This is a genomic window from Mesorhizobium huakuii, assembly GCF_030160235.1.
Taxonomy (GTDB): Bacteria; Pseudomonadota; Alphaproteobacteria; order Rhizobiales; family Rhizobiaceae; genus Mesorhizobium; species Mesorhizobium huakuii.
Genome location: NZ_BSNY01000021.1, coordinates 153,072 through 177,552, shown reverse-complemented (window position 1 = coordinate 177,552; position 24,481 = coordinate 153,072). Strand labels below are relative to the sequence as shown.

General features: G+C 63.4%; 25 protein-coding genes. 18 read left to right on the top strand and 7 right to left on the bottom strand.

Annotated elements, in window-relative coordinates; all coding sequences use genetic code 11:
- Nucleotides 1-44: 44 nt before the first annotated feature.
- Complete coding sequence (locus QQK95_RS11080; protein ID WP_284272225.1) at nucleotides 45-917, top strand: helix-turn-helix transcriptional regulator; 873 nt, start codon at nucleotides 45-47, stop codon at nucleotides 915-917.
- A 16-nt stretch (nucleotides 918-933) separates the two neighbouring features.
- Here the strand turns inward: QQK95_RS11080 and QQK95_RS11075 are convergent, their stop codons facing one another.
- Entirely contained in the window at nucleotides 934-1,569 is a 636-nt protein-coding gene (locus QQK95_RS11075; RefSeq protein WP_069092507.1) for a TetR family transcriptional regulator C-terminal domain-containing protein, read from the bottom strand.
- Between the two features lie 227 nt (nucleotides 1,570-1,796).
- Between QQK95_RS11075 and QQK95_RS11070 the strand changes: the two genes are divergently transcribed.
- The 6 genes from QQK95_RS11070 (at nucleotide 1,797) to QQK95_RS11045 (ending at nucleotide 7,046) form a co-directional block, all read left to right on the top strand.
- Nucleotides 1,797-3,125 (top strand): omega-aminotransferase AptA, encoded by a 1,329-nt coding sequence (locus QQK95_RS11070; RefSeq protein ID WP_284272224.1) that lies wholly within the window; start codon nucleotides 1,797-1,799, stop codon nucleotides 3,123-3,125.
- An 11-nt stretch (nucleotides 3,126-3,136) separates the two neighbouring features.
- A complete protein-coding gene (locus tag QQK95_RS11065; protein ID WP_284272223.1) occupies nucleotides 3,137-3,487 on the top strand; it encodes a hypothetical protein in 351 nt (116 codons plus the stop codon).
- A gap of 9 nt (nucleotides 3,488-3,496) precedes the next feature.
- Entirely contained in the window at nucleotides 3,497-4,747 is a 1,251-nt protein-coding gene (locus tag QQK95_RS11060) for a Zn-dependent hydrolase (RefSeq protein WP_284272222.1), read from the top strand.
- Between the two features lie 64 nt (nucleotides 4,748-4,811).
- A complete protein-coding gene (hydA, locus tag QQK95_RS11055) occupies nucleotides 4,812-6,263 on the top strand; it encodes a dihydropyrimidinase (RefSeq protein ID WP_284272221.1) in 1,452 nt (483 codons plus the stop codon).
- 2 nt (nucleotides 6,264-6,265) lie between these two features.
- Nucleotides 6,266-6,637, top strand: coding sequence for a hypothetical protein (locus tag QQK95_RS11050; RefSeq protein ID WP_284272220.1), 372 nt, complete (start codon nucleotides 6,266-6,268; stop codon nucleotides 6,635-6,637).
- Between the two features lie 31 nt (nucleotides 6,638-6,668).
- Nucleotides 6,669-7,046 (top strand): hypothetical protein, encoded by a 378-nt coding sequence (locus QQK95_RS11045; protein WP_284272219.1) that lies wholly within the window; start codon nucleotides 6,669-6,671, stop codon nucleotides 7,044-7,046.
- A gap of 17 nt (nucleotides 7,047-7,063) precedes the next feature.
- Here the strand turns inward: QQK95_RS11045 and QQK95_RS11040 are convergent, their stop codons facing one another.
- Nucleotides 7,064-7,468 carry a cupin domain-containing protein gene (locus QQK95_RS11040; RefSeq protein ID WP_015317160.1) on the bottom strand — a complete coding sequence of 135 codons (405 nt, stop codon included), beginning with the start codon at nucleotides 7,466-7,468 and terminating at the stop codon, nucleotides 7,064-7,066.
- Between the two features lie 130 nt (nucleotides 7,469-7,598).
- Here QQK95_RS11040 and QQK95_RS11035 point away from each other — a divergent pair, with 130 nt between their 5' ends.
- Genes QQK95_RS11035 through QQK95_RS11020 form a run of 4 tightly spaced genes read left to right on the top strand, consistent with a single transcriptional unit; the run spans nucleotide 7,599 to nucleotide 11,446 of the window.
- Nucleotides 7,599-8,390 carry an ABC transporter ATP-binding protein gene (locus QQK95_RS11035; RefSeq protein ID WP_056571950.1) on the top strand — a complete coding sequence of 264 codons (792 nt, stop codon included), beginning with the start codon at nucleotides 7,599-7,601 and terminating at the stop codon, nucleotides 8,388-8,390.
- Between the two features lie 13 nt (nucleotides 8,391-8,403).
- Nucleotides 8,404-9,282 (top strand): ABC transporter permease, encoded by an 879-nt coding sequence (locus QQK95_RS11030; RefSeq protein ID WP_284272193.1) that lies wholly within the window; start codon nucleotides 8,404-8,406, stop codon nucleotides 9,280-9,282.
- Nucleotides 9,279-10,433 carry an ABC transporter permease gene (locus QQK95_RS11025; protein WP_284272191.1) on the top strand — a complete coding sequence of 385 codons (1,155 nt, stop codon included), beginning with the start codon at nucleotides 9,279-9,281 and terminating at the stop codon, nucleotides 10,431-10,433. The genes QQK95_RS11030 and QQK95_RS11025 overlap by 4 nt, the downstream gene beginning before the upstream one ends.
- Before the next feature lie 41 nt (nucleotides 10,434-10,474).
- Nucleotides 10,475-11,446, top strand: a complete 972-nt coding sequence (locus QQK95_RS11020; protein ID WP_019859152.1) for an ABC transporter substrate-binding protein — start codon at nucleotides 10,475-10,477, stop codon at nucleotides 11,444-11,446.
- 72 nt (nucleotides 11,447-11,518) lie between these two features.
- On the opposite strand, the gene QQK95_RS11015 is transcribed toward QQK95_RS11020, so the two are convergent.
- Nucleotides 11,519-11,977, bottom strand: a complete 459-nt coding sequence (locus tag QQK95_RS11015) for an Lrp/AsnC family transcriptional regulator (protein ID WP_284272187.1) — start codon at nucleotides 11,975-11,977, stop codon at nucleotides 11,519-11,521.
- Nucleotides 11,978-12,098: 121 nt separating this feature from the next.
- Here QQK95_RS11015 and QQK95_RS11010 point away from each other — a divergent pair, with 121 nt between their 5' ends.
- Nucleotides 12,099-13,382, top strand: a complete 1,284-nt coding sequence (locus tag QQK95_RS11010) for a cystathionine gamma-synthase family protein (protein ID WP_284272185.1) — start codon at nucleotides 12,099-12,101, stop codon at nucleotides 13,380-13,382.
- A 159-nt stretch (nucleotides 13,383-13,541) separates the two neighbouring features.
- A complete protein-coding gene (locus tag QQK95_RS11005) occupies nucleotides 13,542-13,985 on the top strand; it encodes a CHRD domain-containing protein (RefSeq protein ID WP_284272183.1) in 444 nt (147 codons plus the stop codon).
- Between the two features lie 49 nt (nucleotides 13,986-14,034).
- On the opposite strand, the gene QQK95_RS11000 is transcribed toward QQK95_RS11005, so the two are convergent.
- The 3 genes from QQK95_RS11000 to QQK95_RS10990 form a co-directional block, all read right to left on the bottom strand.
- A complete protein-coding gene (locus tag QQK95_RS11000) occupies nucleotides 14,035-15,684 on the bottom strand; it encodes a thiamine pyrophosphate-binding protein (RefSeq protein WP_284272181.1) in 1,650 nt (549 codons plus the stop codon).
- Nucleotides 15,681-16,856, bottom strand: a complete 1,176-nt coding sequence (locus QQK95_RS10995; RefSeq protein ID WP_284272179.1) for a CaiB/BaiF CoA transferase family protein — start codon at nucleotides 16,854-16,856, stop codon at nucleotides 15,681-15,683. The genes QQK95_RS11000 and QQK95_RS10995 overlap by 4 nt, the downstream gene beginning before the upstream one ends.
- A gap of 123 nt (nucleotides 16,857-16,979) precedes the next feature.
- On the bottom strand, nucleotides 16,980-17,909 hold the full coding sequence (locus QQK95_RS10990; RefSeq protein WP_284272177.1) for an alpha/beta fold hydrolase: 930 nt from the start codon (nucleotides 17,907-17,909) through the stop codon (nucleotides 16,980-16,982).
- 184 nt (nucleotides 17,910-18,093) lie between these two features.
- Between QQK95_RS10990 and QQK95_RS10985 the strand changes: the two genes are divergently transcribed.
- Together QQK95_RS10985 and QQK95_RS10980 are read left to right on the top strand one after the other, a co-directional pair.
- A complete protein-coding gene (locus QQK95_RS10985; RefSeq protein WP_284272175.1) occupies nucleotides 18,094-19,101 on the top strand; it encodes a ribonuclease T2 family protein in 1,008 nt (335 codons plus the stop codon).
- Between the two features lie 92 nt (nucleotides 19,102-19,193).
- Nucleotides 19,194-19,805 (top strand): hypothetical protein, encoded by a 612-nt coding sequence (locus QQK95_RS10980; protein ID WP_284272172.1) that lies wholly within the window; start codon nucleotides 19,194-19,196, stop codon nucleotides 19,803-19,805.
- 102 nt (nucleotides 19,806-19,907) lie between these two features.
- On the opposite strand, the gene QQK95_RS10975 is transcribed toward QQK95_RS10980, so the two are convergent.
- Nucleotides 19,908-21,194, bottom strand: a complete 1,287-nt coding sequence (locus tag QQK95_RS10975) for a GGDEF domain-containing protein (RefSeq protein ID WP_284272170.1) — start codon at nucleotides 21,192-21,194, stop codon at nucleotides 19,908-19,910.
- 256 nt (nucleotides 21,195-21,450) lie between these two features.
- On the opposite strand from QQK95_RS10975, the gene ettA reads away from it, so the two are divergent.
- The 3 genes from ettA to QQK95_RS10960 all read left to right on the top strand — a co-directional run bounded on the left by ettA (nucleotide 21,451) and on the right by QQK95_RS10960 (nucleotide 24,380).
- The gene (ettA, locus tag QQK95_RS10970; RefSeq protein ID WP_284272168.1) at nucleotides 21,451-23,100 is read left to right on the top strand and encodes an energy-dependent translational throttle protein EttA; all 1,650 of its coding nucleotides are present in this window, start codon (nucleotides 21,451-21,453) and stop codon (nucleotides 23,098-23,100) included.
- 64 nt (nucleotides 23,101-23,164) lie between these two features.
- Nucleotides 23,165-23,935, top strand: a complete 771-nt coding sequence (gene tam, locus QQK95_RS10965) for a trans-aconitate 2-methyltransferase (RefSeq protein ID WP_284272167.1) — start codon at nucleotides 23,165-23,167, stop codon at nucleotides 23,933-23,935.
- A 109-nt stretch (nucleotides 23,936-24,044) separates the two neighbouring features.
- Nucleotides 24,045-24,380, top strand: coding sequence for a hypothetical protein (locus QQK95_RS10960; RefSeq protein ID WP_284272165.1), 336 nt, complete (start codon nucleotides 24,045-24,047; stop codon nucleotides 24,378-24,380).
- Nucleotides 24,381-24,481: the final 101 nt, after the last annotated feature.

Here is a 24,481-nt window from a genome sequence, read left to right as displayed (position 1 = left end):
AGTTCAAACTTTATCCTGGTATCAATACTGCTATAATAGGAGGCATGGATGCTCCCTCCCATTCCGCTGAAGACAGCCGCCGGCGCGAACTCGGGGCTTTCCTGCGCTCGAGGCGCGAAAGGCTGACGCCCTCGGCGACGGGCATCTCGACTGGTCTCAGGCGCCGCACGCCGGGCCTGCGTCGCGAAGAGGTGGCGATGATCGCCGGCGTTGGCACCACCTGGTACACCTGGCTGGAACAGGGCAGGGATGTGCGGCCTTCCGTGGAGGTTCTGACGGCGCTCAGCGGCGCGCTGCGTTTGGACGCCGCCGAGAAGCGGCATCTGTTCACGCTCGCCGGTCGCCAGCAGCCCGAGCGGCGGCGCATCGCGGCGGGAAAGGTCGAAGGCCCTTTGCTGCATATGCTGCAGAGCCTTGTCCTGCAGCCCGCCTATGTCGTCGGTCCGCGCTGGGACGTGCTGGCCTGGAACGACGCGGCCGTTGCCATTTTCGGCGATTACGGCCAGCTCGAAGGTGACGCCCGCAACATCATCCACGGCGTGTTCACCGATCCGCACCGGCGGCATCTCTTGGTGGACTGGGAACAGCTGGCGCGCGCAACCCTTGCCGCGTTCCGCGCCGAAAGCGCCAGATATGTCGGCGATCCGGATTTCGAGCGGCTGATCGCCCTGATGATGCGCTCAAGCCCAGAGTTCCGCGAATGGTGGCCGCAGCGCGACGTCGTGCATCGCCTGTCCGGCATGAAGCATCTGCGGCACCCGATCGCCGGCGCGATGGCGTTCGAGCATATGAGCCTGTCGATCGATGACGGCTCGGACATGAAGCTGATCGTCTACACGCCGCTCGCCGAGCAGAACTCGATTGCCAAGCTGCAGAAACTGCTCGAAGATCTTCCGGCCGAGCGGCGCAGCGCCTGAGCCGCCGTGGCGGGGGTCAGCCCTTCGGCTTCAGCCCCTCAAGAAACAACTGCTCCAGGAATCGTGCCGCGTCCTCGAAGCGGCCGTCGCCACCGCGGTTCGGCCCGAGCACCGCGCGGACCTGGACGTCGAAGTCGGCATAATGCTGCGTCGTTGCCCAGATCGAGAAGATCAGGTGCCAGGGGTCGGTCCTGGCGATCTTGCCGGCACGCATCCAGCCCTTGATGACGGCGGCCTTCTCGTCGACCAGCGTTTTCAACTCGCCCGCCAGCAGCGGCATAATGCGCGGCGCGCCTTGCAGGATCTCGTTGGCGAACAGCCGGCTCTCGCGCGGGAAATCGCGCGCCATTTCGAGCTTGCGCCTGATATAGCTCCTGAGCTCGGTCATCGGATCGCCGATGTCGTCGAGTTCGCGTAGCGGCGCCAGCCAGGTGTCGAGCAGGCGCTGCATCAACGTCTCGTGAATGTCCTCCTTGCGGCGGAAGTAATAGAGCAGGTTCGGCTTCGACATGCCGGCGGCTTCGGCGATCTGGTCGATGGTGGAGCCGCGGAAGCCATGGGTGGAGAACACTTCGAGCGCGGCCTCCAGGATGAGTTCGCGCTTTTCCTGCTGGATGCGGGTGCGGCGAGGGGCTTCCGTGCCGGTGTTCACCGTTGCGAACCCTCATGTTGGTGGTCATCTGGACCAATTCTCTGGACCAGTTTTTCCCTAGGCTGTGGAACGCACTTCAGGAGCCGCATTTCCGCTAGTAATCCCTTGACCGCCGACAGGGCGGTGCTAACGTTTGTCCAATCGGTCAAAAATTTGCGTAGCATGAAAATGGCGCAAAGACCAAGCGTTGGACGCACCGAAACAGGTTACAAGGGGAAGTCTTGGTCATGTCCAACCGGCTGAAAGTCACGCCGAACGATCTCAGCGCATTCTGGATGCCGTTCACGGCAAACCGGCAGTTCAAGCAGGCGCCACGCATGTTCGTGTCCGCCAAGGACATGCATTACACCACCAGCGATGGCCGCAAGGTGCTGGACGGCACCGCAGGCCTGTGGTGCGTCAATGCCGGCCACTGCCGGCCGAAGATCACCGAGGCGATCCAGCACCAGGCCGCCGAACTTGACTATGCCCCGGCCTTCCAGATGGGCCATCCGATCGTGTTCGAGCTGGCCAACCGCCTGGTCGACATCGCGCCCAAGGGCATGGACCATGTCTTCTTCACCAATTCCGGTTCGGAATCTGTCGAGACAGCGCTGAAGATGGCGATCGCCTATCACCGGATGAAGGGCGAGGGCGCGCGTACCCGCCTGATCGGCCGCGAGCGCGGCTATCACGGCGTCAATTTCGGCGGCATCTCGGTCGGCGGCATCGTCTCCAACCGCAAGATGTTCGGCACGCTGCTCGGCGGCGTCGACCACATGCCGCACACGCATCTGCCGGAAAAGAACGCTTTCTCCAAGGGCGTGCCGGAATATGGCGCGGAGCTCGCCAACGAGCTGGAGCGCATCGTCACCCTGCATGACGCCTCGACCATCGCCGCCGTCATCGTCGAGCCGGTCGCCGGTTCCACCGGCGTCATCCTGCCGCCAAAGGGCTATCTACAGAAGCTGCGCGAAATCTGCACCAAGCACGGCATCCTGTTGATCTTCGACGAGGTCATCACCGGTTTCGGCCGTCTAGGCGCGCCGTTCGCGGCCGACTATTTCGGTGTGGTTCCCGATATCATGACCACCGCCAAGGGCGTCTCCAACGGCGTCATCCCGATGGGCGCGGTGTTCGTGAAGAAGGAGATCCACGACGCCTTCATGACCGGCCCCGAGCACATGATCGAGTTCTTCCACGGCTACACCTATTCGGGCAATCCGATCGCCTGCGCCGCGGCCTTGGGCACGCTCGACACCTACAAGGAAGAGGGCCTGCTCACCCGTGGCGAGGAACTGGCGCCCTATTGGGAGGACGCGCTGCATTCGCTGAAAGGCGAGCCGCATGTCATCGACATCAGGAACATCGGCCTGATCGGCGCGATCGAACTGGCGCCGATCGCCGGCAGCCCGACCAAGCGTGCCTTCTCGGCCTTCGTCAAGGCGTTCGAGCGCGGCGCGCTGATCCGCACCACCGGCGACATCATCGCGCTGTCGCCGCCGCTGATCATCACCAAGGGCCAGATCAACGAACTGATCGACCATGTGCGTGAAGTGCTGCGGTCAATAGACTAGGAAGGGTGTGAATGGTCTCCGCCAAGCGCGAGGCAGCGTTGGAAAAGGATAGGCAGTCTCTCGCGACTGCCTATCTCGACGCCTTGCTTGTTGCACTTCGCGATTGCGCCGACGGTCGGTGGGGTCTGTTCGGCCAGAACGAAGGGACTGTTCCAGCCTATCTCGACGAGCGTTATTTACCGCAGAGTGTTACGCGGCTGGAGGCGATAGGACACGAGCTTGTCGTGCTTCGGGATAAGATGGGTTTCGCCGACCTGTTTGCTCCCATGCAGCGACTGGTTGAACTGAGGGCGGAACAAGGGTCCAATCGGCCGGGAGAGCCGCGCTTGGCGCAAATGTTTCTCACCGAACTAAAAGCATAAGGACGATACATGGCCGCACCCGGCGAGAATCTGCGAATCAATTCAGACCGTTTGTGGGATTCGTTGATGGAGATGGCGAAGATCGGCCCCGGCATTGCCGGCGGCAACAATCGCCAGACCGTGACCGACGAGGACGGCGAGGGCCGGCATCTGTTCAAGCGCTGGTGCGATGCCGCCGGGCTCGAAATGGGCGTCGACGAGATGGGCACGATGTTTGCCCGCCGTGAAGGTACCGACCCCAGCCTGCCGCCGGTCTATGTCGGCAGCCATCTCGATACGCAGCCGACCGGCGGCAAATATGATGGCGTGCTTGGCGTTCTCGGCGGGCTGGAGATCGTGCGCTCGCTCAACGATCTCGGCATCAAGACGAAACATCCGATCGTCGTCACCAACTGGACCAACGAGGAAGGCGCGCGCTTCGCGCCGGCGATGATGGCGTCGGGCGTGTTCGCCGGCGTGCTCGACCAGGCCGACGTCTACGAGCACACGGACAAGAACGGCAAGAAATTCGGCGAGGAGCTGGAGCGCATCGGCTGGAAGGGCACCGAGAAGGTCGGCGATCGCAAGATCCACGCCTTCTTCGAACTGCATATCGAGCAGGGCCCGATCCTCGAGGACGAGGACATCGACATCGGCGTCGTCACCCACGGCCAGGGCCTTAAATGGCTGCAGGTGACACTGACCGGCAAGGAAGCCCATACCGGCTCGACGCCAATGCCCAAGCGCCGCAATGCCGGGCTCGGCATGGCGCGTGTGATCGAACTGGTGCACGAGATCGCCATGGATTACCAGCCGGACGCCGTCGGCGCGGTCGGCCACATGGAGGCCTACCCCAACTCGCGCAACATCATCGCCGGCCGCACCGTCTTCACCATCGATATCCGCTCGCCGGAGAAGGAAGTGCTCGACGCCATGGATGCGCGCGTCCGCGAAGGCATCGACACGATCTGCGAGGCGCTCGACATCCAGTACAAGATCGAGCAGGTCGGCCATTTCGATCCGGTCACCTTTGATGCCGGCTGTGTGAAGGCCATCCGCGATGCCGCCGACCGGCTTGGCTACACACATCGCAACATCGTGTCCGGCGCCGGCCATGATGCCTGCTGGATCAACCGCGTCGCACCGACCGCCATGGTGATGTGCCCTTGCGTCGATGGGTTGTCACACAACGAGGCCGAGGAAATCACCAAGGAATGGGCGAGCGCAGGCGCCGATGTGCTGTTCCATGCGGTGGTGGAGACCGCCGTCATCGTGGAGTGAACTTAGCCATCTAGATTCCAAACGCCGCTCATAAAGAAGCGCGAAGAGAACAAGGGAACAGAAAATGACCAAAGTCATCAAGAACGGCACCGTCGTCACCGCCGACCGCAGCTGGAAGGCCGACGTGCTGTTCCGCCACGGCAAGATCGTCGCCATCGGTTCCGACCTGCATGGCGACCATGAGTACGACGCCACCGGCTGCTATGTGATGCCGGGCGGCATCGATCCGCACACCCATCTCGAAATGCCGTTCATGGGTACCTATTCGGCCGACGATTTCGAATCCGGCACGCGGGCGGCCCTTGCCGGCGGCACGACGATGGTGGTCGATTTCTGCCTGCCGGCGCCGAAGCAGTCGCTGCTCGAAGCCCTGCAGATGTGGGACAACAAGACGTCGAAGGCTGCCTGCGACTATTCCTTCCACATGGCGATCACCTGGTGGGGCAAGCAGGTGTTCGACGAGATGGCGACCGTCGTCGACAAGGGCATCACCTCGTTCAAGCACTTCATGGCCTACAAGGGCGCGCTGATGGTGGACGACGACGAGATGTATGCGTCGTTCCAGCGCTGCGCCGACCTTGGCGCGCTGCCGCTGGTGCATGCCGAGAATGGCGACGTGGTCGCGGCCCTGTCGCAGAAGCTGCTCGCCGCCGGCAACAACGGTCCCGAGGGCCATGCCTATTCGCGGCCCCCGGAAGTGGAAGGCGAGGCGACCAACCGCGCCATCATGATTGCCGACATGGCGGGCGTGCCGCTCTATGTCGTGCACGTCTCCTGCGAGCAGGCGCACGAGGCCATCCGCAGGGCGCGGCAGAAGGGCATGCGCGTCTTCGGTGAGCCGCTGGTCCAGCACCTCACGCTCGACGAGACGGAGTATTTCAACAAGGATTGGGACCATGCGGCGCGCCGCGTGATGAGCCCGCCCTTCCGCAACAAATTGCACCAGGACTCGTTGTGGGCCGGCCTGCAGGCCGGGTCGCTGCAAGTGGTAGCGACCGACCATTGCGCCTTCACCACCAAGCAGAAGCGCTTCGGCGTCGGCGATTTCACCAAGATCCCCAACGGCACGGGCGGCCTCGAGGATCGCCTGCCGGTGCTGTGGACCAAGGGCGTCAACACCGGGCGGCTGACGATGAACGAGTTCGTCGCGGTGACCTCGACCAACATCGCCAAGATCCTCAACATGTATCCGAAGAAAGGCGCCATCGTCGAAGGTGCCGACGCTGACATCATCGTCTGGGACCCGAAGCGCAAGAAGACGATTTCAGCCAAGAAGCAGCAGTCGGTGATCGATTACAACGTCTTCGAAGGCGTCGAGGTGACCGGCCTGCCGCGTTTCGTCTTTTCGCGCGGCGAATTGTCGATCGAGGAGGCCGAGGTGAAGGCCAAGCCCGGCCATGGCGAGTTCGTCGGCCGCGAGCCGAACGCGGCGGTCAACCGGGCGTTGTCGACGTGGAAAGAGATCACAGCGCCGCGCAAGGTGGAACGCACCGGCATCCCGGCGACGGGGGTCTGAGCTTGGCGCGTTCGGCCGCGCTCATCTCGATGGTCTTGGCGGCAGTTGCCGGTGGCCCGGCGACGGCGGCTGGCGTGCTGGCAGGCTCCTGGGGCAATGATGTCGGCTGTGCCGGCGTGAAGGCCGGTTATCAGGACAGTGATGCCTATGTCCTGCTGACCGCCGAAGGCATCGAGACCTATGGCAGCGGCTGCCGGTTCGAGCAGCAATTGACATCGGCGCCAGGCACGCAATCGCTGCGTTCGACCTGTTCGGCCGAAGGCGAGGCGGGGACGACGATCGAGACAATTCTGGTCACCAACAAGGGTGGGGATGGCGTCTTCGTCACCATTCCCGGCCTTGAAGAAATGGGACCGCTGCAATCATGTTCGTGACGTTTTGAGCATTGGGATCAGGGGGATGAGCATGCGTGGTTTTGGTTTGTCTGTTGCGATGACGCTTGTGCTGGCGGCGGGGCAGGCTTCTGCGGCAAGCATTGATCTGTCGAAACCCTATGGCGACAAATATGGCTGCATCAACCGCAACGGCCAGGAAGTCGCCGCCGATCAGATGCTGCTTTTGACCGACAAGGAATTGATCACCGCAGCCAGCGCCTGCACCTTCACGAAGACGCAAGCGCAGGCTGACGGATCGCTGGTGGTGACGGCGACATGTGAGGCGGAAGGCGAAGAGGGACAGGCGCCGACCAATTTCACCATCAAGCGCAGCGCCAAGAACGCCAAGAAGCTGACGATCGCCGATGCGGACGGCAATGTGATGGGGGAAGTCTCGCAGTGCAAATGACGGCGATCCCGTCGACCTCAGGCGACCAGCGCATCCAGTTCCGGCAGCAGGACGACGCTCTCCTGTTCGTTGGGATCGGTGCGCGCAATGACGGCCGAGGACGGAGCGTTGCTCAGGTTGGCCGGCAGATGCGGCACGCCGGCCGGGATGTAGAAGAGGTCGCCGGCCTTGACGACGATGTGGTGCTCGAGCCGGTCGCCATACCAGGTATGGACCTCGCCGGAGAGCACGTAGATCGCCGTTTCATGGTTCTCGTGCAGATGCGCCTTGGCGCGGGCGCCGGGCGGCATGGTGAGCACGTGCATGCAGATGCCGGAGGAGCCGACCGACTCCGTGGCGATGCCGGCGAAATAGGTCAATCCCTGCTTGCCTTCATAAGTGCTTTCAGGGCGGATAAGATGACAAGTGGGTTTGGGCGACATCGGGGAACTCCGGGCGTCGATTTGAGTGGAACAGGGCCATTGGGACAGGGCGAGTGGAAAACAACATCGCGATAAAAGCAATCGGATTCCGGCCGGCGCCCGTGTGGCGGGAACAGGCAGGCAACGGCCGATGACAGGGATTTCGCCAGCCGTCGTCGCGGCAAGCAAACTTGGCCTCACCTTCCAGACCAATGACGGGCCGGTCCAGGCACTGTCCAATGTCGACCTGACGATCGGCAAGGGAGAATTCGTCTCCTTCATCGGACCGTCGGGCTGCGGCAAGACCACGCTGCTGCGCGTCATCGCCGATCTGGAGAAACCGACATCAGGCACGATCTCGGTCAACGGCATGACCGCGGAGCAGGCGCGCGAGAAACGCGCCTATGGCTATGTCTTCCAGGCCGCCGCGCTGTTTCCCTGGCGCACCATCGAACGCAATGTCGCACTGCCGCTGGAGATCATGGGTCTCTCCAGGGCGGAGCAGGCGGAGCGTATCAAGCGCACGCTCGATCTCGTCAACCTGTCGGGCTTCGAGAAGAAATATCCGTGGCAGCTCTCCGGCGGCATGCAGCAGCGCGCCTCGATCGCCCGAGCGCTGGCCTTCGACGCCGACCTGCTGCTGATGGACGAACCGTTCGGCGCTCTGGACGAGATCGTTCGCGACCACCTCAACGAGCAATTGCTGCAGCTGTGGGCGCGCACCAACAAGACCATCTGCTTCGTCACCCATTCCATTCCGGAAGCCGTGTATCTGTCGACGCGCATCGTCGTCATGTCGCCGCGCCCTGGCCGGGTCAGCGACATTATCGAATCGACGCTGCCGAAGGAGCGGCCGCTCGACATCCGCGAGACGCCGGAGTTTTTGGCGATCGCGGCCCGTGTGCGCGATGGTTTGCGGGCAGGGCACAGCTATGACGATTGAGGCGAAGCGCTAGATGGACTCCTTCCGCGACAAGCTCGTCCCCGTCACCTCGATCCTCGCCGGCGTGGTCGTGCTCTGGTACGTCTTCGCCGTCATCCTCAACGCGCCGTTCCAGCGCGATCTCGACAGCCGGGCCAACGAAACGCCCGGCGCCGTCGAGTTCATCGGCAAGACGCTGGCGCAGCCGAAGCCGACGCTGCCGGCGCCGCATCAGGTGGCGGTGAACTTCTTCGAGAACACCTTCCTGCGGCCCATCACCTCGAGCCGCAGCCTCGTCTACAACGCCTGGGTGACGCTGTCGTCGACGCTGCTCGGTTTTGCCTTCGGCACGGCGCTCGGCATCATCATTGCCGTCGGCATCGTACATGTGGCGACGCTCGACCGAAGCCTGATGCCGTGGATCATCGCCTCCCAGACCATCCCGATCTTGGCGGTCGCGCCGATGATCATCGTGGTGCTCGCGGCTATCGGCGTCACCGGACTGATCCCGAAGGCGATGATCTCGACCTATCTGTCGTTCTTCCCGGTGACCGTCGGCATGGTGAAAGGGCTGCGCTCGCCCGAAATCATGCATCTCGACCTGATGCACACCTACAATGCCAGTCCCTCGCAGACTTTCTGGAAGCTGCGCGTGCCGGCCTCGGTGCCGTTCCTGTTCACCTCGATGAAGGTGGCGGTGGCGGCGAGCCTGGTCGGCGCCATCGTCGGCGAGCTGCCGACCGGTGCGGTCGCCGGCATCGGCGCCAAGCTGCTCGCCGGCGCCTATTACAGCCAGTCCATCGACATCTGGTCGGCGCTGGTCGCCGGCTCGATCGTGGCCGCACTTCTGGTCATGGTGGTCGGCGTTGCCGGCCGCATCGTCGATCGCGCCATGGGCGGGAGGCCGGCATGAACTGGCTGAAACCTTCGTGGCAAGCCCTGCTGGCGATCGTGTTGTGCGTGATCGCAATCGCGCTCGGCGCGATGTCCAAGCCGGAAGCGGCAGCGCTCGCGGACCCGACCGCCAGCATCAGCTATCCCTATCTCGGAACCAAGGGCTTGATGCTCGGCCTGGCGATCGTGGCGGCGCTGATCTCGATGATCAGGATTCCGTCGCTTGTGGAGGCCATCGTGCTGTTCGTCGGCGCCCATCTCGTTGCCTGGCTGCTGATCTCGGGCATTGCCGGGTTCGAGGGCACGGCATTGGCGCCGTACTTCCTGCTGCTCACGGCTGCCTGGCTGCTCGGCTGGCGCTGCGTCGCGGTACTGTCGGGGCTTCGCCCGATGGCGAGCACGGCCCGCAACGCGCTGCGCTTGATCATCCCCGCCATCTTCGGTGCCTGGATCCTGATCATCTGGGAAGCGGTGACGCGCGGCGCCGGTATCCCCTTCATCCTGTTGCCGCCGCCAAGCGCCATCGGCGCGCGCATCGCCGGCTCGCTGCCGGTGCTCGGCGCCGATGTGCGGCAGACTATCTTCAAGGCCGTGATCTTCGGCTATGTCGTCGGCAGCGGCGCCGGCTTCATCACCGCCATCCTCGCCGACCGCGTGCCGTTCCTGCGACGCGGGCTCTTGCCGATCGGCAACATGGTCTCGGCGCTGCCGATCATCGGCGTGGCACCGATCATGGTCATGTGGTTCGGCTTCGACTGGCAGTCCAAGGCGGCGGTCGTCATCATCATGACCTTCTTCCCGATGCTGGTGAACACGGTCGCCGGGCTCGCCGCATCAGGCCATATGGAGCGCGACCTGATGCGCACCTATGCGTCGGGTTACTGGCCGACGCTGATCAAGCTCAGGCTGCCGGCAGCGGCGCCCTTCATCTTCAACGCGCTGAAGATCAACTCGACGCTGGCGCTGATCGGCGCCATCGTCGCCGAGTTCTTCGGCACGCCCGTCGTCGGCATGGGCTTCCGCATCTCGACCGAGGTCGGGCGGATGAACATCGACATGGTCTGGGCCGAAATCGCAGTTGCAGCACTTGCGGGTTCGGTCTTTTATGGCGTGGTCGCTCTTGTCGAAAGAGCCGTCACGTTTTGGCATCCCTCTGTCCGTGGTGGATAGGGGCGGTGGGTTTAAGGGTGCTAACTTCAGAGGGTAAAAACATGAAAAGACTTGTCATTCCAGTTCTGGCCGGCGCGATGTCGCTCGCCGCCTTCCAGGCAATGGCCGCCGACAAGGTGACGTTGCAGCTGAAATGGGTCACGCAGGCCCAGTTTGCCGGCTACTATGTCGCCAAGGCCAAGGGTTTCTATGAGGCCGAAGGCCTCGACGTCGACATCAAGCCGGGTGGTCCCGATATCGCCCCCGAACAGGTGATCGCCGGCGGTGGCGCCGACGTCATCGTCGACTGGATGGGCGGCGCGCTTGCCGCGCGGGAAAAGGGCGTGCCGCTGGTCAACATCGCCCAGCCCTTCAAGAAGGCCGGCATGGAGCTGGTCTGCCCGAAGGACGGGCCGATCAAGACCGAGGCCGACTTCAAGGGCCATACGCTCGGCGTCTGGTTCTTCGGCAATGAATATCCGTTCTATGCCTGGATGAACAAGCTCGGCCTCAAGACCGATGGCGGCAAGGACGGCGTCACCGTGCTCAAGCAGAGCTTTGACGTGCAGCCGCTGATCCAGAAGCAGGCCGATTGCATCTCGGTCATGACCTACAACGAGTACTGGCAGCTGATCGACGCCGGCTACAAGCCGGAACAGCTGACCGTGTTCAACTACTCGGCTATGGGCAACGACCTGCTCGAGGACGGGCTCTATGCGTCGGAAGACAAGCTCAAGGATCCGGCCTTCGCCGACAAGATGGTTCGTTTCGTGCGCGCCTCGATGAAGGGCTGGAAATACGCCGTCGACAACAATGACGAGGCGGCAGGCATCGTCATGGACGGCGGCGGCCAGGACGAGAACCACCAGAAGCGCATGATGAGCGAAGTCGCCAAGCTGATCGACAATGCCGACGGCAAGCTCGATCCGGCGACCTACGAGCGCACCGCCAAGGCGCTGCTCGACCAGAAGATCATCACCAAGGAGCCGAAAGGGGCCTACACGACCGCCATCACCGACAAGGCGATCAAGTAAACCTTAAGCCTGGGCTATGAAGTAAGCCCAGTCAGCGATCAACGTCTCGAAAACGGCGCCTCTGGCAAAATGTCAGAGGCGCCGTTCCTTTATGGTGTTCATGACGAAACTGGTTTCGATCGAGGCGACGCATTTCAGCCGCGCGATTTTCTCCTTGATGAAGCGCTCGTATTGTTCGAGGCTGCCGGTCACAACCTTCAGCACATAGTCACGCGAACCGGTGACGAGGTGGCATTCCAGCACCTCTTCCCAGCCGCGGATCGCCTCCTCGAACATGACGATCTCGTCCTCGTTCTGCCGGCTGAGGCGGATGGTGGCGATGGCGACCATGCTCCAGCCGAAGGCGGCGGGGTTGACCAGTGTGGTGTAGCCCCTGATGACGCCGGTCTCCTCCAGCCGCCGCACGCGCCTCAGACAGGGCGACGGCGACAGGCCGATCCGCTCGGCAAGCTCGTTGTTGGTGATGCGGGCGTCCGCTCGCAGTTCGCGCAAAATCCGGAGGTCGAAATCGTCGGCTATCTTCTGCTGCATCTTTTATTCCCTTGGGCAATTTCTTGCCGCCAAGCAGCCATGGGAGCCCAAAAATAGCAAGGACTGGCTGATCGGGATCGCATAAATTGCGGCGCAACATCCCTCGAAATCAGGAAAAGCCATGACCGCGCCACGCCCGTCGAAAACCCATATCGGCAACCACAAGCTCCATCCGGAGACGCTGATGCTGAGCTATGGCTTCGATCCGCAGCTTTCGGAGGGCGCGGTCAAGCCGCCGGTGTTCCTGACCTCTACCTTCGTGTTCAAATCGGCGGAAGAGGGACGCGACTTCTTCGACTACACGTCCGGCCGCAAGGAACCGCCGAGCGGGACGGCATCGGGCCTCGTCTATTCGCGGTTCAACCATCCCAACAGCGAGATCGTCGAGGACCGCCTGGCGATCTATGAGGGGACGGATGCCTGCATCCTGTTTTCCTCAGGCATGTCGGCGATCGCCACGACACTGCTCGCCTATGCCCGTCCGGGCGACGTCATCCTGCATTCGCAGCCGCTCTATGGCGGCACCGAGACGCTGCTGACCCGCACGCTGTCGGGCTTCGGCATCGGCGCTGTCGGCTTTGCCGATGGTGTCGACGAGAAGGCGGTGCGGGCGGCCGCCGATGCCGCGGTGGCGAAGGGGCGTGTCTCGGTCATCCTGATCGAGACGCCGTCCAATCCGACCAACAGCCTGGTCGATATCGCGCTGATGCGAACGATCGCCGACGAGATTGGCGCGAGCCAGGGTTCGACGCCGATCATCGTCTGCGACAACACGCTGCTCGGCCCGGTGTTCCAGCGGCCGATCGAACATGGCGCCGATGTCTCCGTCTATTCGCTGACCAAATATGTCGGCGGCCATTCCGACCTCATCGCGGGCGCGGCCATGGGCAGCAAGGCCGTCACCAAGCCGATCAAGGCGCTGCGCGGCGCGATCGGCACGCAGCTCGACCCGCATTCCTGCTGGATGCTCGGCCGTTCGCTGGAGACGCTATCGATCCGCATGGAGCGGGCCAACGACAATGCGCGCTTGGTCGCCGAATTCCTGCGCGATCATGCCAAGGTCCAGAAGGTGCATTATCTGCCGTTCCTGGGCGAGGACACGCCGGCGGGGCGAGCCTATGCGAGGCAATGCAGCGGCGCCGGCTCGACCTTCTCCTTCGACATCAAAGGCGGAGAGAAGGCGGCTTTCGCGTTTCTCAACGCCCTTCAGATATTCAAACTGGCGGTAAGCCTCGGCGGTACGGAATCGCTCGCCAGCCATCCGGCGGCCATGACCCATTCCGGCATTCCCTTCGACGTGCGCCAGCGCATCGGTGTGCTGGAGACCACGGTCAGGCTGTCGATCGGTGTCGAGCATCCGGACGATCTGATCGCCGATCTGACGCAGGCGCTGGCGTCGGTCTGACGCCGGCTCTTTGGAAACTGGGAAGGGGCGAGCGATCGCCCTTTGCTTTCCTGGTAACAAAAACGTGTGCGGGGAAACATTGCGCGGTCCAGCCGTTGCGTTGGAGCATGCGCGCGTCGGGGGACCGTGACCCATGCGACAGCCAATCGGAGGTTTTTCATGCGCACATATTCTTTCCTGCCGGTGCTTTCGGCCCTGGCCGTTTCGACCGCCTTCCTGCTCGCCTCGCCAGCAATGGCCGAGGTGGTGAAGTACAAGGCAACGCTCGATGGCGGCCAGCAGAACCCGCCCGTCACCACCAAGGGCAAAGGCACCGCCACGCTCACCTTCGACACCACAAAGAAGAAGCTCAGCTGGGACGTCAAATATTCCGGCCTCAGCGGACCGGCGACGGCTGCGCATATTCACGGCCCGGCGGCGATGGGGGCGAACGCCGCTCCGGTCATTCCGTTCAAAGGCAAGCTGAAGAGCCCGATCAAGGGGTCGGCAACGCTGACGGACGCGCAAGCGGCCGACCTGGCGGCCGGCAACTATTATGTCAACGTCCATACCGCCGCCAACAAGGATGGCGAGATCCGCGGCCAGATCGAGGCGGTGAAATAGGGAACACCGCCTAGAAAAGGGGCGGGTGACCGCCCCTTTTTTGCTTTGATCACGCCTTGTCGCGGATCTGCGTCATCGTGCGGGTCGGCGTGATCGCTTCGGGATCGAGCCTGATTTCGACGATGGCCGGCTTGCCGCTGGCGCGAGCCCGCTCGAAGGCCGGGGCGAAGTCCGCCGTCTTCTCGACGGTCTCGCCATGGCCGCCATAGGCGCGGGCCAGCGATGCGAAGTCGGGATTCCTGAGATCGGTGGCGACGACGCGGCCGGGATATTCACGTTCCTGGTGCATGCGGATGGTGCCGTAAATGCCGTTGTTCACGACGATCACGATGATCGGCAGGTCATATTGCACGGCGGTGGCGAACTCCTGGCCGTTCATCAGGAAGCAGCCGTCGCCGGCAAAGGCAATCACGGTGCGATCCGGATAAAGCGCCTTGGCGGCGACCGCCGCCGGGGTGCCGTAGCCCATCGACCCGGAGGTCGGCGCCGCCTGCGTGCCGAAGCGGCGGAAGCGGTGGAAACGATGCACCCAGGTTGCGTAGTTGCCGGCGCCGTTGGCGAAGATGGTGTCGTGCGGCAACTCCTTTTCCAGATAGTTCATGATCGGGCCCATCTGGACCGCGCCCGGGCCAGTCTGCGGCGGCGTCGACCATTCGAGATAGGCGCCATGCGCTTTCGCCGTCTCGCCTGCCCAGGGTGGCGTGCCGGCCGGCTTGCGCTTGGCAAAGGCCTCGACGAAGGCGGCGGGCGAGGCGTTGATCGCCAGCGTCGGCCGGTAGACGCGGCCGAGCTCGCCGGCGTCGGCGTGGACATGCACCAGCGCCTGGTCGGGGTATGGGCTTTTCAGCAGTGTGTAGTCGGAAGAGGGCATCTCGCCCATGCGCCCGCCGATCAACAGCACGACGTCGGCCGCCTTGATCTGCGCCGCCAGCTTGGGGTTGATGCCGATGCCGACGTCGCCGGCGTAGTTCGCGTGAAGATGGTCGAACAGCATCTGGCGGCGGAAAGAGCAGCCGACGGGAAGCGACCATGCCTCCGATATGGCGCGCATCTGCGCCACGGCTTCCTCATTCCAGCGTGTGCCGCCGAGGATGACGAATGGTCGGCTGGCGCCGTTGAGCAGCATTTCCAGCGCATCGAGTTCGGTCCCGCCGGGATAGGTCTCGACCGGCGTGTGGGGCAGTGCTTCAGGCGCCTCGACCTCGCTGGTCAGCATGTCTTCAGGCAGCGAGATGACAACCGGGCCAGGCCGGCCCGATGTCGCCACGGCGAAGGCGCGGGTGACGAATTCGGGGATGCGCGAGGCATCGTCGATCTCGACCACCCATTTGGCGATGTCGCCGAAGAACCTCTTGTAGTCCACCTCCTGGAACGCCTCACGTTCCTTGGCGTGGCTGGCGACCTGGCCGATGAACAGGATGAGCGGCACCGAATCCTGCATGGCGATGTGGATGCCGGCGGATGCGTTGGTGGCGCCGGGGCCGCGGGTGACGAAGCAGATGCCGGGCTTGCCGGTCAGCCGTCCCTGGCAGTCGGCCATCATCGCGGCACCGCCTTCCTGGCGGCAGACGATGGTGCGGATCGATGAATCGTGCAGCGCGTCGAGCACCGCCAGGTAGGATTCGCCCGGCACGCAGAAGATGCGATCGGTGCCGTTCGCTTCCAGCGCGTCGACGATCAGTTGTCCACCGGTCTTCATTTCGCTGATCTCTCCAGTTCGGCAAGGATTTCGTCGGTGTGTTCGCCCAGGCGCGGCGAGGGGCGCTCATAGACCAGCGGCGTGCCCGACATCACCATCGGCGCGCGCACCGAGGGCAGAAGATTGCCATGGCCGTCATCCAGGTCGAGCCGCATGCCGCGCGCGATCGTCTGCGGGTCGGCAAACATCTGGCCGATCGTGTTGATCGGGCTCGCCGGTACGCTTGCCGCTTCCAGCCTTGCCAGTAGCGGGTCGCGATCGAGCGTGCTCAGCGCCTCGACGATGCGTTCGCGCAGCTTCACCCGGTTGGCGACCCGGGCCGGATTGGTCGCAAAGTCCGGATTGGTCGACAGTTCATCCAATCCGACGGCGGCGCAGAATTTGGCGAACTGGCCGTCATTGCCGACCGCCAGGATGATGTGGCCGTCGCGGACCGGCACCACCTCGTAAGGCGCGATGTTCATATGCGCATTGCCCATCTGCACCGGCGACTTGCCGGAGACGAGATAGTTGAGGTTCTGGTTGCCGAGCGCCGAGATCTGCGTGTCGAACAGCGCCATGTCGATATGCTGGCCTTCGCCGGTCCGGTCGGCATGGCGCAACGCGGCCTGGATGGCAATGACGGAGTAAAGCCCGGTGAAAATGTCGGAGATGGCGACGCCGGCCTTTTGCGGCTCGCGCTCGACCTCGCCGGTGATCGACATCATGCCGGCCATGGCCTGGATGATGAAGTCGTAGCCGGCGCGTGGCGCGTACGGCCCATCCTGGCCGAAGCCGGTGATCGAGCAGTAGACGAGGCGCGGGTTGACCTTGCGCAGGCTGTCATAGTCGAGCCCGTATTTCTTCAGGCCGCCGAGCTTGAAGTTCTCGATCAGCACGTCCGACGTGGCGACCAGCCGGCGCACGGTCTCGGCGCCCTCCGGCGTCGAGAAATCGATGGCGATGGAGCGCTTGCCGCGATTGCAGGAGTGGTAATAGGCGGCCGACAGGTTCTCGCCGTCATGGCTCATGACGAAGGGTGGACCCCATTTGCGGGTGTCGTCGCCGCCATCGGGACTTTCGACCTTGATGACGTCGGCGCCGAGATCGGCAAGCATTTGCCCGGCCCATGGCCCGGCAAGGATGCGGGCGAGTTCGACGACGCGGACGCCTTTCAGGGGTGGTTCGGCCATAAATCACCGTGATTGCCGCAATCACCATGATTGCGGCGAAAGCAGAGCCTCTATCAAGCCCGGCATCGGCTGTCACGGCCCTTGCAATAGGCCAACGGGCCGGTTCGAAAAGGATGCGGGTCGCTATTTCAGCACGCCGTCGGCCCAGGTGGCGAAATCGTTCATGATGATATCGCGGTTCAGCTCGTTCAGGCTTTCGTGGCGGGTGTCGGCGTAAACCTTTGAAACGAGATTCGAAAAGCCCATCCTGCGCATGCGGTTGGCAAGATGGGTGATGCCCTTGCCGTAGTTCGAGGCGGGGTCTTTGTCGCCGCCGACGATGGCGACGGGAAGGTCGCGCCGGACTCCGGCAAAGCCGGCATCCTTGCCGCCGTTGAGCGCCATCGAGACCACGTCGCGCCACATCGACACGGTGGCATCCCAGCCGCATAGCGGATCGGCGATGTATTTCGCCACCTCGGCCTCGTCGCGCGACAGCCAGTCGAACAGCGTGCGGTGATTGGGCACCGCCTTGCCCCAGGCCTGAAAGGTGAGTTTCGGCAGAAGGCGGGACGGGACATCGGAGCCCAGCCGCATCCGCTCCCAGGCAAGGATGCCCAGCGCCACCTGCCCAAGCATCCCTTGCGAAAAATCGCAGTTCCAGATCGCGGCGGCATGGAGGCGGGGCGAGTGGTTCAGAAGGTAGTTCAGTGCAACGGACGCGCCCATCGAGTGGCCGAACAGAATGACCGGCAGGCCCGGGCATTCGCTGGCGATGAGATCATGGATGGCGTCGACATCGGCGATCACCTTGGCCGGGCCATCCCTGTCGGCGAATTTGCCAAGCGGAGCATCGGAGGCCTTGGTCGCGCCGTGCCCCCGATGGTCATGGACATAGACGTGGAAGCCGCGCGCGGAGAGGAGATCGGCAAAGCGGGCATAGCGCGCGGCATGCTCGGCCAGGCCGTGGTTGATCTGGATGACGGCCCGTGGCCGGACTTCGGCATTTCTCACGAGGAGATTGAGATCGGCGCCGGTGGGTGATCGGACCATGCGTTGCTGATTGAAAGGCATGGCCGCCTGCTCTCCCCCTAATTTTGTCGTTGTTGGCTTTGTTTGCGCCGGAGCTGGTTTTGCGTCAATCCACAGCAAACGCTTTTGCGCGACGATGTTTCTTGCGTTCGACCCGTAAAATATCGCAATTCTGACATGGAGACAGCTTCAGTCTGTCGCCCACTTCTTCAGCCGGGGATTTCTCATGCGCATTGGTGTCGTTTTCGGATTGGCCATGCTGGCGGTATCGCTGGCCAGTGCTGCGCAGGCCGAGGTCAAGATGAGCGGCACCTTCGTGGCCGACGCTGCCTGTCCGGCAACGCAAGCCATCAAGAACGGCAAGAACCCCGGCAATGTCTCGACCGAAGCCGGACAGAGCTATCAGCTGCTTGCCGGCAACAAGGACGCGCCGACGCATTATCTGATCCAGGTGCCGGGCGCCGATCCGGAGCGCCGCTGGGTGAAGGTCACTTGCGGCCATATCTCGGGCAGCAGTGCCGCGACGGTGCCGGCGGCACCTGGGGGACAAGGCAAGCCCGCCGCCTCGGGAAAACCCGAATATGTCTTCGCGCTGAGCTGGCAGCCGGCGTTTTGCGAGACCAAGTCGAGCAAGACCGAATGCAGGGCGCAGAACCCGAGCGAATTCGACGCCACCAACTTCACCTTGCACGGGCTGTGGCCGCAGCCGAACGGCAATTTCTATTGCCAGGTGCCGGCAAGCGACAAGGCCAACGACAATCCGGCCCACTGGAAGGACCTGCCGCCGGTCAATCTGGACGCCGGCACCCGCAAGGAGCTCGATCAGGTGATGCCGGGCACGGCCTCCCAGCTGGAACGGCATGAATGGATCAAGCACGGCACCTGCTACGGCAAGGGCCAGCAGGAATACTTCTCCGACGCGCTCGGCCTGATGCGACAGGTGAACGCCTCGCCGGTGCGCGATCTCTTCGCCAAGACAATTGGCGGCAAGCTGACGGCGGACCAGATCCGCAGCGCCTTCGACCAGGCCTTCGGCGCCGGGGCAGGGGACCGCGTGCGGGTGTCCTGCGTCATCGATCCGTCGAACGGCCGCAGGCTGATCGGCGAACTGACGCTTGGCCTTGCCGGCCCGATCGGCCCGAACGCTTCGCTCAAGGACCTGCTGCTGGCCTCCGTGCCGACCAACAAGGCCGGTTGCCCGATAGGCACCGTCGACGCGATCGGGTTCCAGTAAGGACGCCGCAGGCTTCCGGCACGCCCTCGGCGGCTGTCGCCGGCCAGTGAAGTGATGCTATGCTGTCCGGGCATCATTGAACGGGGGCGGCAATGAATGGCATGACAGGCAGTGCGCTGGCGCGGCTGGCCTTCTGGGCCAAGGGCATGGTGTCGATCAACGATGCCCGGATGGAATGGCCGGGCTTTTCCTATAGCGACGCCGAGTGGGCGCGCATGCGCACACTGTCCGAGCCGATCGGCACCGGCACCTACCAGCTGTTCACGATCGTCAATGCGGCCATCTTCATCGCCATCGCGGCGCTCGGCATGTTCGGCGTATTCCTGCCGCTGGCGACACTGCTGTTTCCGGTGCCGGCACAAACCAGCGCGCTGAAGTTCTCGCTGCTGCTCGCCGCCTGCGCCTTTCTCATCATCGGGCTCGGCCTGCCGATCTCGATGCGTCTCTCGGCCATTCTGGTAGGCGGCAAGACGGTGCGCGCGGCGCTGATCCCCGCATCGAGCGATGAGGCACTGGCCGCAAAAGTGTCCTGGCAGATCAACCGCATCATGCTGATCCTGTGCGGCCTGCTGGTGCCGGGCATTCTTTTGTTCATCGCCTATGACATCCAGGCCGGACCGATCAGCACGGCGTTGAAATGGCTGGCGATCGCCCTGATGGCGGTCTCGACGCTGACCGGCATTGCGCGACAGAGAAAATCGTAGAGCGTTTCATCGTTTCATGGAAACGGCGAACCGCTCTAATCCTTTGTTTGGACGCAATTCCGGACGGAAAACCGTTCACACTTTTCCTGGAATTGCTCCAGATCAGAACTGCGCCGACTTGGTCCAGGCGATGGCGGCGTCAGGCTCATGGCCGCCCGGCTCGCCGATGACGCGGTCGCGCCCGGTCGACTTCGCCTTGTAGAGCCGCTGGTCGGCGAGAGCGAACAGATCGGCAAGGCAGCGCGTCGTTTCGCCGACGGTCGAAACGCCGGCGCTGACGGTCAGCTCGAAACGGCTGGTCGCGGCCGATGCCTTGACGGCGTGGCGGATGCTTTCGCCAAACAGCCTGGCGACCGGATGCGGGCGCGAACTGAGGATGGCGAATTCCTCGCCGCCGATGCGGAACACCTGGTCTTCGGCGCTCGCCACTTCGCGCAGCAGCGCCGCGACCGCTTTCAGCACCTTGTCGCCTTCGGCATGGCCGAAACGGTCGTTGATCGACTTGAAATGGTCGACATCGATGATCAGCAGGCTGAGGGGCCTCGCCGTGCGCAGGCTGACCTCGACGGCGGCTTCGCCGTCGGCGTCGAAGCGGCCACGATGAAGCAGGCCGGTCAGGCCGTCGCGGCCGACATGCTCGACCAGCGCTTCGTAGCGCTCGCGATAGGTCAGCGTTTCGAAAATGTCGGTCAGGCCGCGCGGCAGCGCGATGTCGCGTGCCTCGAACCATCTGAGGTAGGCCACGAGCATGCCGCTGAAGGCCAGCGCCGCCGCCATCTTGGCGAACCAGCCGCCGAAGAAGACCGCGATCGGCGCGCCGGCGACGAAATGCAGCGCGGTGAAGAAGCCCGCCTGGTCGAAGGTCAGCACGCAGGCGACGCAGATCAGGATGCGCGCGAATTGCGCCTTGCGCAGGGTGCGCCCGAGTCTTTCATAGAGCAGGATGATCAGGATGGCGTCGATGAACAGGAGCGTCGTGCCCCACACCATCAGCCAGCCCATCTCGTCGATGAAGCCGATATCGGGCAGCTTGCCGTCGGGGAGCGGCGCTATGGCGTGCAGGCGCAAGAGCAGCACCAGCCCGATCATCAGCGCATTGCCGAGCAGCAGGCCATAGATGGGCTGGCGCACGGTGGCGGCGTCCTCCTTGATGTAGAGCAGGAGCAGCATCACCAGCTTGCCCGAAAACAGCACCGCCGAACCCGGCGAGACCAGGCCGAACGGCAGCGCGACATAGAAGACGCTGGCGAGATAGGTTTCCAGGAAATGCATGACGCCGAGCGCGCAGACGAAGACGCCGAGACCAATGCGCTTGCGGAAGCGGAAAAGCGTCACCATGACGCTGAAGTAGACGACCGCTTCGGCAAGGAGCAGGAAACTGTTCAGCACTGCCGTCGATCCGCTTTCTCTACCGGAATCGCGGCCAGCCAGCGATTCCACCCCGATCCTGTTTTGACGCGGAAGGGTTAACCGGAGATTTCAACGCGCCTGGTGGCCGGTGGAAAACTTCGGCGGTCAGCGCACACTTGTCCGTGTGTTCGGCCTGATCTGGCAAAAGCGATTGCCGTACGCCGCTGCATCGCCTACATAGCGGCCAACCTCCATTCAAATCGACAATCAAGTCAGTTTTTCAGGGAAAGCGCGCGTGGCACGCCAGTTCATCTATCACATGGCCGGCCTCAACAAGGCCTATGGCACCAAGAAGGTGCTCGAAAACATCCATCTGTCCTTCTACCCCGATGCCAAGATCGGCATTCTCGGCCCCAACGGCGCCGGCAAGTCGACGATCCTCAAGATCATGGCCGGCATCGACAAGGAGTGGAGCGGCGAGGCGTGGCTCGCCGAAGGCGCGACCGTGGGCTACCTGGCGCAGGAGCCGGCGCTCGACCCGAACAAGACGGTGTTCGAGAACATCATGGAAGGCGTCGCCGCCAAGACCGCGATCATCGAGCGCTACAACGAACTGATGATGAACTATTCCGACGAGACGGCCGACGAGTCGGCCAAGCTCCAGGACGAGATGGATCGGCTGAACCTGTGGGACCTCGAACAGCAGGTCGAGATGGCGATGGAAGCCCTGGGCTGCCCGCCCAAGGATGCCGATGTCACCAAGCTTTCGGGCGGTGAGCGCCGCCGTGTGGCGCTTTGCCAGCTTCTGCTGCGCCAGCCCGACCTTCTGCTGCTCGACGAACCGACCAACCATCTCGATGCCGAAACCACGGCGTGGCTGGAAAAGCATCTGCGCGCCTATCCCGGTGCCGTGATGATCATCACCCACGACCGCTACTTCCTCGACAATGTCACCGGCTGGATCCTCGAGCTCGATCGTGGCCGCGGCATTCCCTATGAGGGCAACTACACCAAATATCTCGAAGCCAAGGCCAAGCGCCTCAAGCAGGAAGGCCGCGAGGACGACGCCCGCCAGCGCGCAATCGGCCGCGAACGCGAGTGGATCCAGTCGAGCCCGAAGGCCCGCCAGACCAAGTCGAAGGCGCGTATCCAGGCCTTCCAGGATCTGCTGGACGCAGCCGACAGCCGCCGCCCGACCGACACGCAGATCGTCATTCCGCATGGCGAGCGGCTCGGCAATGTGGTGATCGAGGTCGACGGCCTGTCGAAGGGCTTTGGCGACACGCTGCTGATCGACAATCTGTCGTTCAAGCTGCCGCCGGGCGGCATTGTCGGCGTCATCGGCCCGAACGGCGCCGGCAAGACGACGCTGTTCCGCATGATCACCGGCCAGGAAAAGCCGGATGCCGGCACGATCCGCGTCGGCGAGACGGTCAAGCTCGGCTATGTCGACCAGAGCCGCGACCAGCTCGATCCGTCGAAGACCGTCTGGGAAGAAATCTCGGGCGGCGCCGAAGTGGTCAAGCTCGGCAAGTTCGAGGCCAACACCCGTGCCTATTGCGCCTCGTTCAACTTCCGTGGCGGCGACCAGCAGCAAAAGGTCGGCAATCTCTCCGGCGGTCAGCGCAACCGCGTGCATCTGGCCAAGATGCTGAAGACCGGCGGCAATGTGCTGCTGCTCGACGAACCGACCAACGATCTGGATACGGAAACGCTGGCGGCACTCGAAGACGCGCTGGAAAATTTCGCCGGCTGCGCCGTGATCATCTCGCACGATCGCATGTTCCTCGACCGCCTGGCGACGCACATCCTCGCCTTCGAGGGCGACAGCCACGTCGAATGGTTCGAGGGCAATTTCGAGGACTACGAGCAGGACAAGATCCGCCGGCTCGGGCCTGAAGCCGTCAACCCGCACCGCATGACCTACAAAAGGCTGACGCGGTAAGGGAGCACGCTGAAGCGGTAGAGCATTGGGGCGGCGAATTCTCAAGACGATATGAGGAGCTCAAATGGCTGACTGGTCCGCCGCCCAATATCTGAAATTCGAGGATGAGCGCACGCGGCCGGCGCGGGATCTCGCAGCCCAAGTGCCGGTCGACTTCCCGCGCCGGGTCGTCGACATAGGCTGCGGGCCGGGCAATTCGACCGAGCTTCTGGTCGAGCGATGGCCGGATGCCGCGGTGAGCGGTTTCGACACCTCTTCCGACATGATCGAGAAGGCGAGGGCGCGCCTGCCCAATGTCAGCTTCGACCTAGCGGACGCGGCGACTTGGCAGCCGGCCGAACCGGTCAATGTGATCTTCGCCAACGCGGTGTTCCAGTGGCTGCCCACGCATCCGGCGGTGTTCCAGCGGCTGATGGGCTTTCTGGCGCCCGGGGGTGCGCTGGCCGTCCAGATGCCCGACAACCTGCTTGAGCCCTCGCATCAAGTCATGCGGGAAACCGCGGCCGAAATGCCCTTCGCCGACAAGCTCAAGGGCGCGGCGCGCGGGCCGTTGCCGCCGGTGTCGTTCTATTACGACCTGTTGTCGCCGCTCTCCGACCGGCTGGATATCTGGCATACGGCCTACAACCATCCCCTGGCCGACGCCGAGGCGATCGTCGAATGGGTGAAATCGACGGGGCTGAAGCCGTTCCTCGAACTGCTGGACGCCGACGAGCGCAAGATGTTCCTGGATAATTACACGGCCAAGGTCAAACAGGCCTATCCCAGAATGGCGAACGGCAAGGTGCTGCTGCGCTTCCCGCGCATCTTCATTGTCGCCAAGCGGGCCGGCTAGGAAAGAATTATCCACTTTGCCTGCAGTCGATTGCCGTGGCTTGACCCGGTTTCGCCGTCATGCCCAATTCCTCGCGTGGGGCCATGATGGCCGCGTGGCAGGGGGAATGATGAGTTTGAGAAGATTGCTCTACGGTGGCGGCGTGTGCGCGGCGGCACTTCTGGCGTTCTCGGTTTCGGCGCAAGCCAAGCGGGCGCGCTGTTTCACCTCGGATGATGGGTATTTTCCGTGCAGCTATCGCGCGATCGATGATGCCGGCAGCTTCCGCATCTCGGCGCCGGGTTACCCGACCTATGTGCTGGAGATCGATGGGCCGGGCTTTGCCTATGGCTATGTCAATCTCGGTCGCCGCAACGTGCCGCTGCCGGGGCAGTTCGTCCGCAGCCGCGACGACGGCGCATGCTGGAACAACCCGCAGACCAACACCAAGCTGTGTGCCTGGTGAAGTCCTGGTTCAAGCCGGACTGAATCGTAGGTTTAAGCCGGTGTAAACCGGCCGGATGAGAAAAGTGTTGCGCCGAAGCGTTTCGGCGCCCACATGAAGCC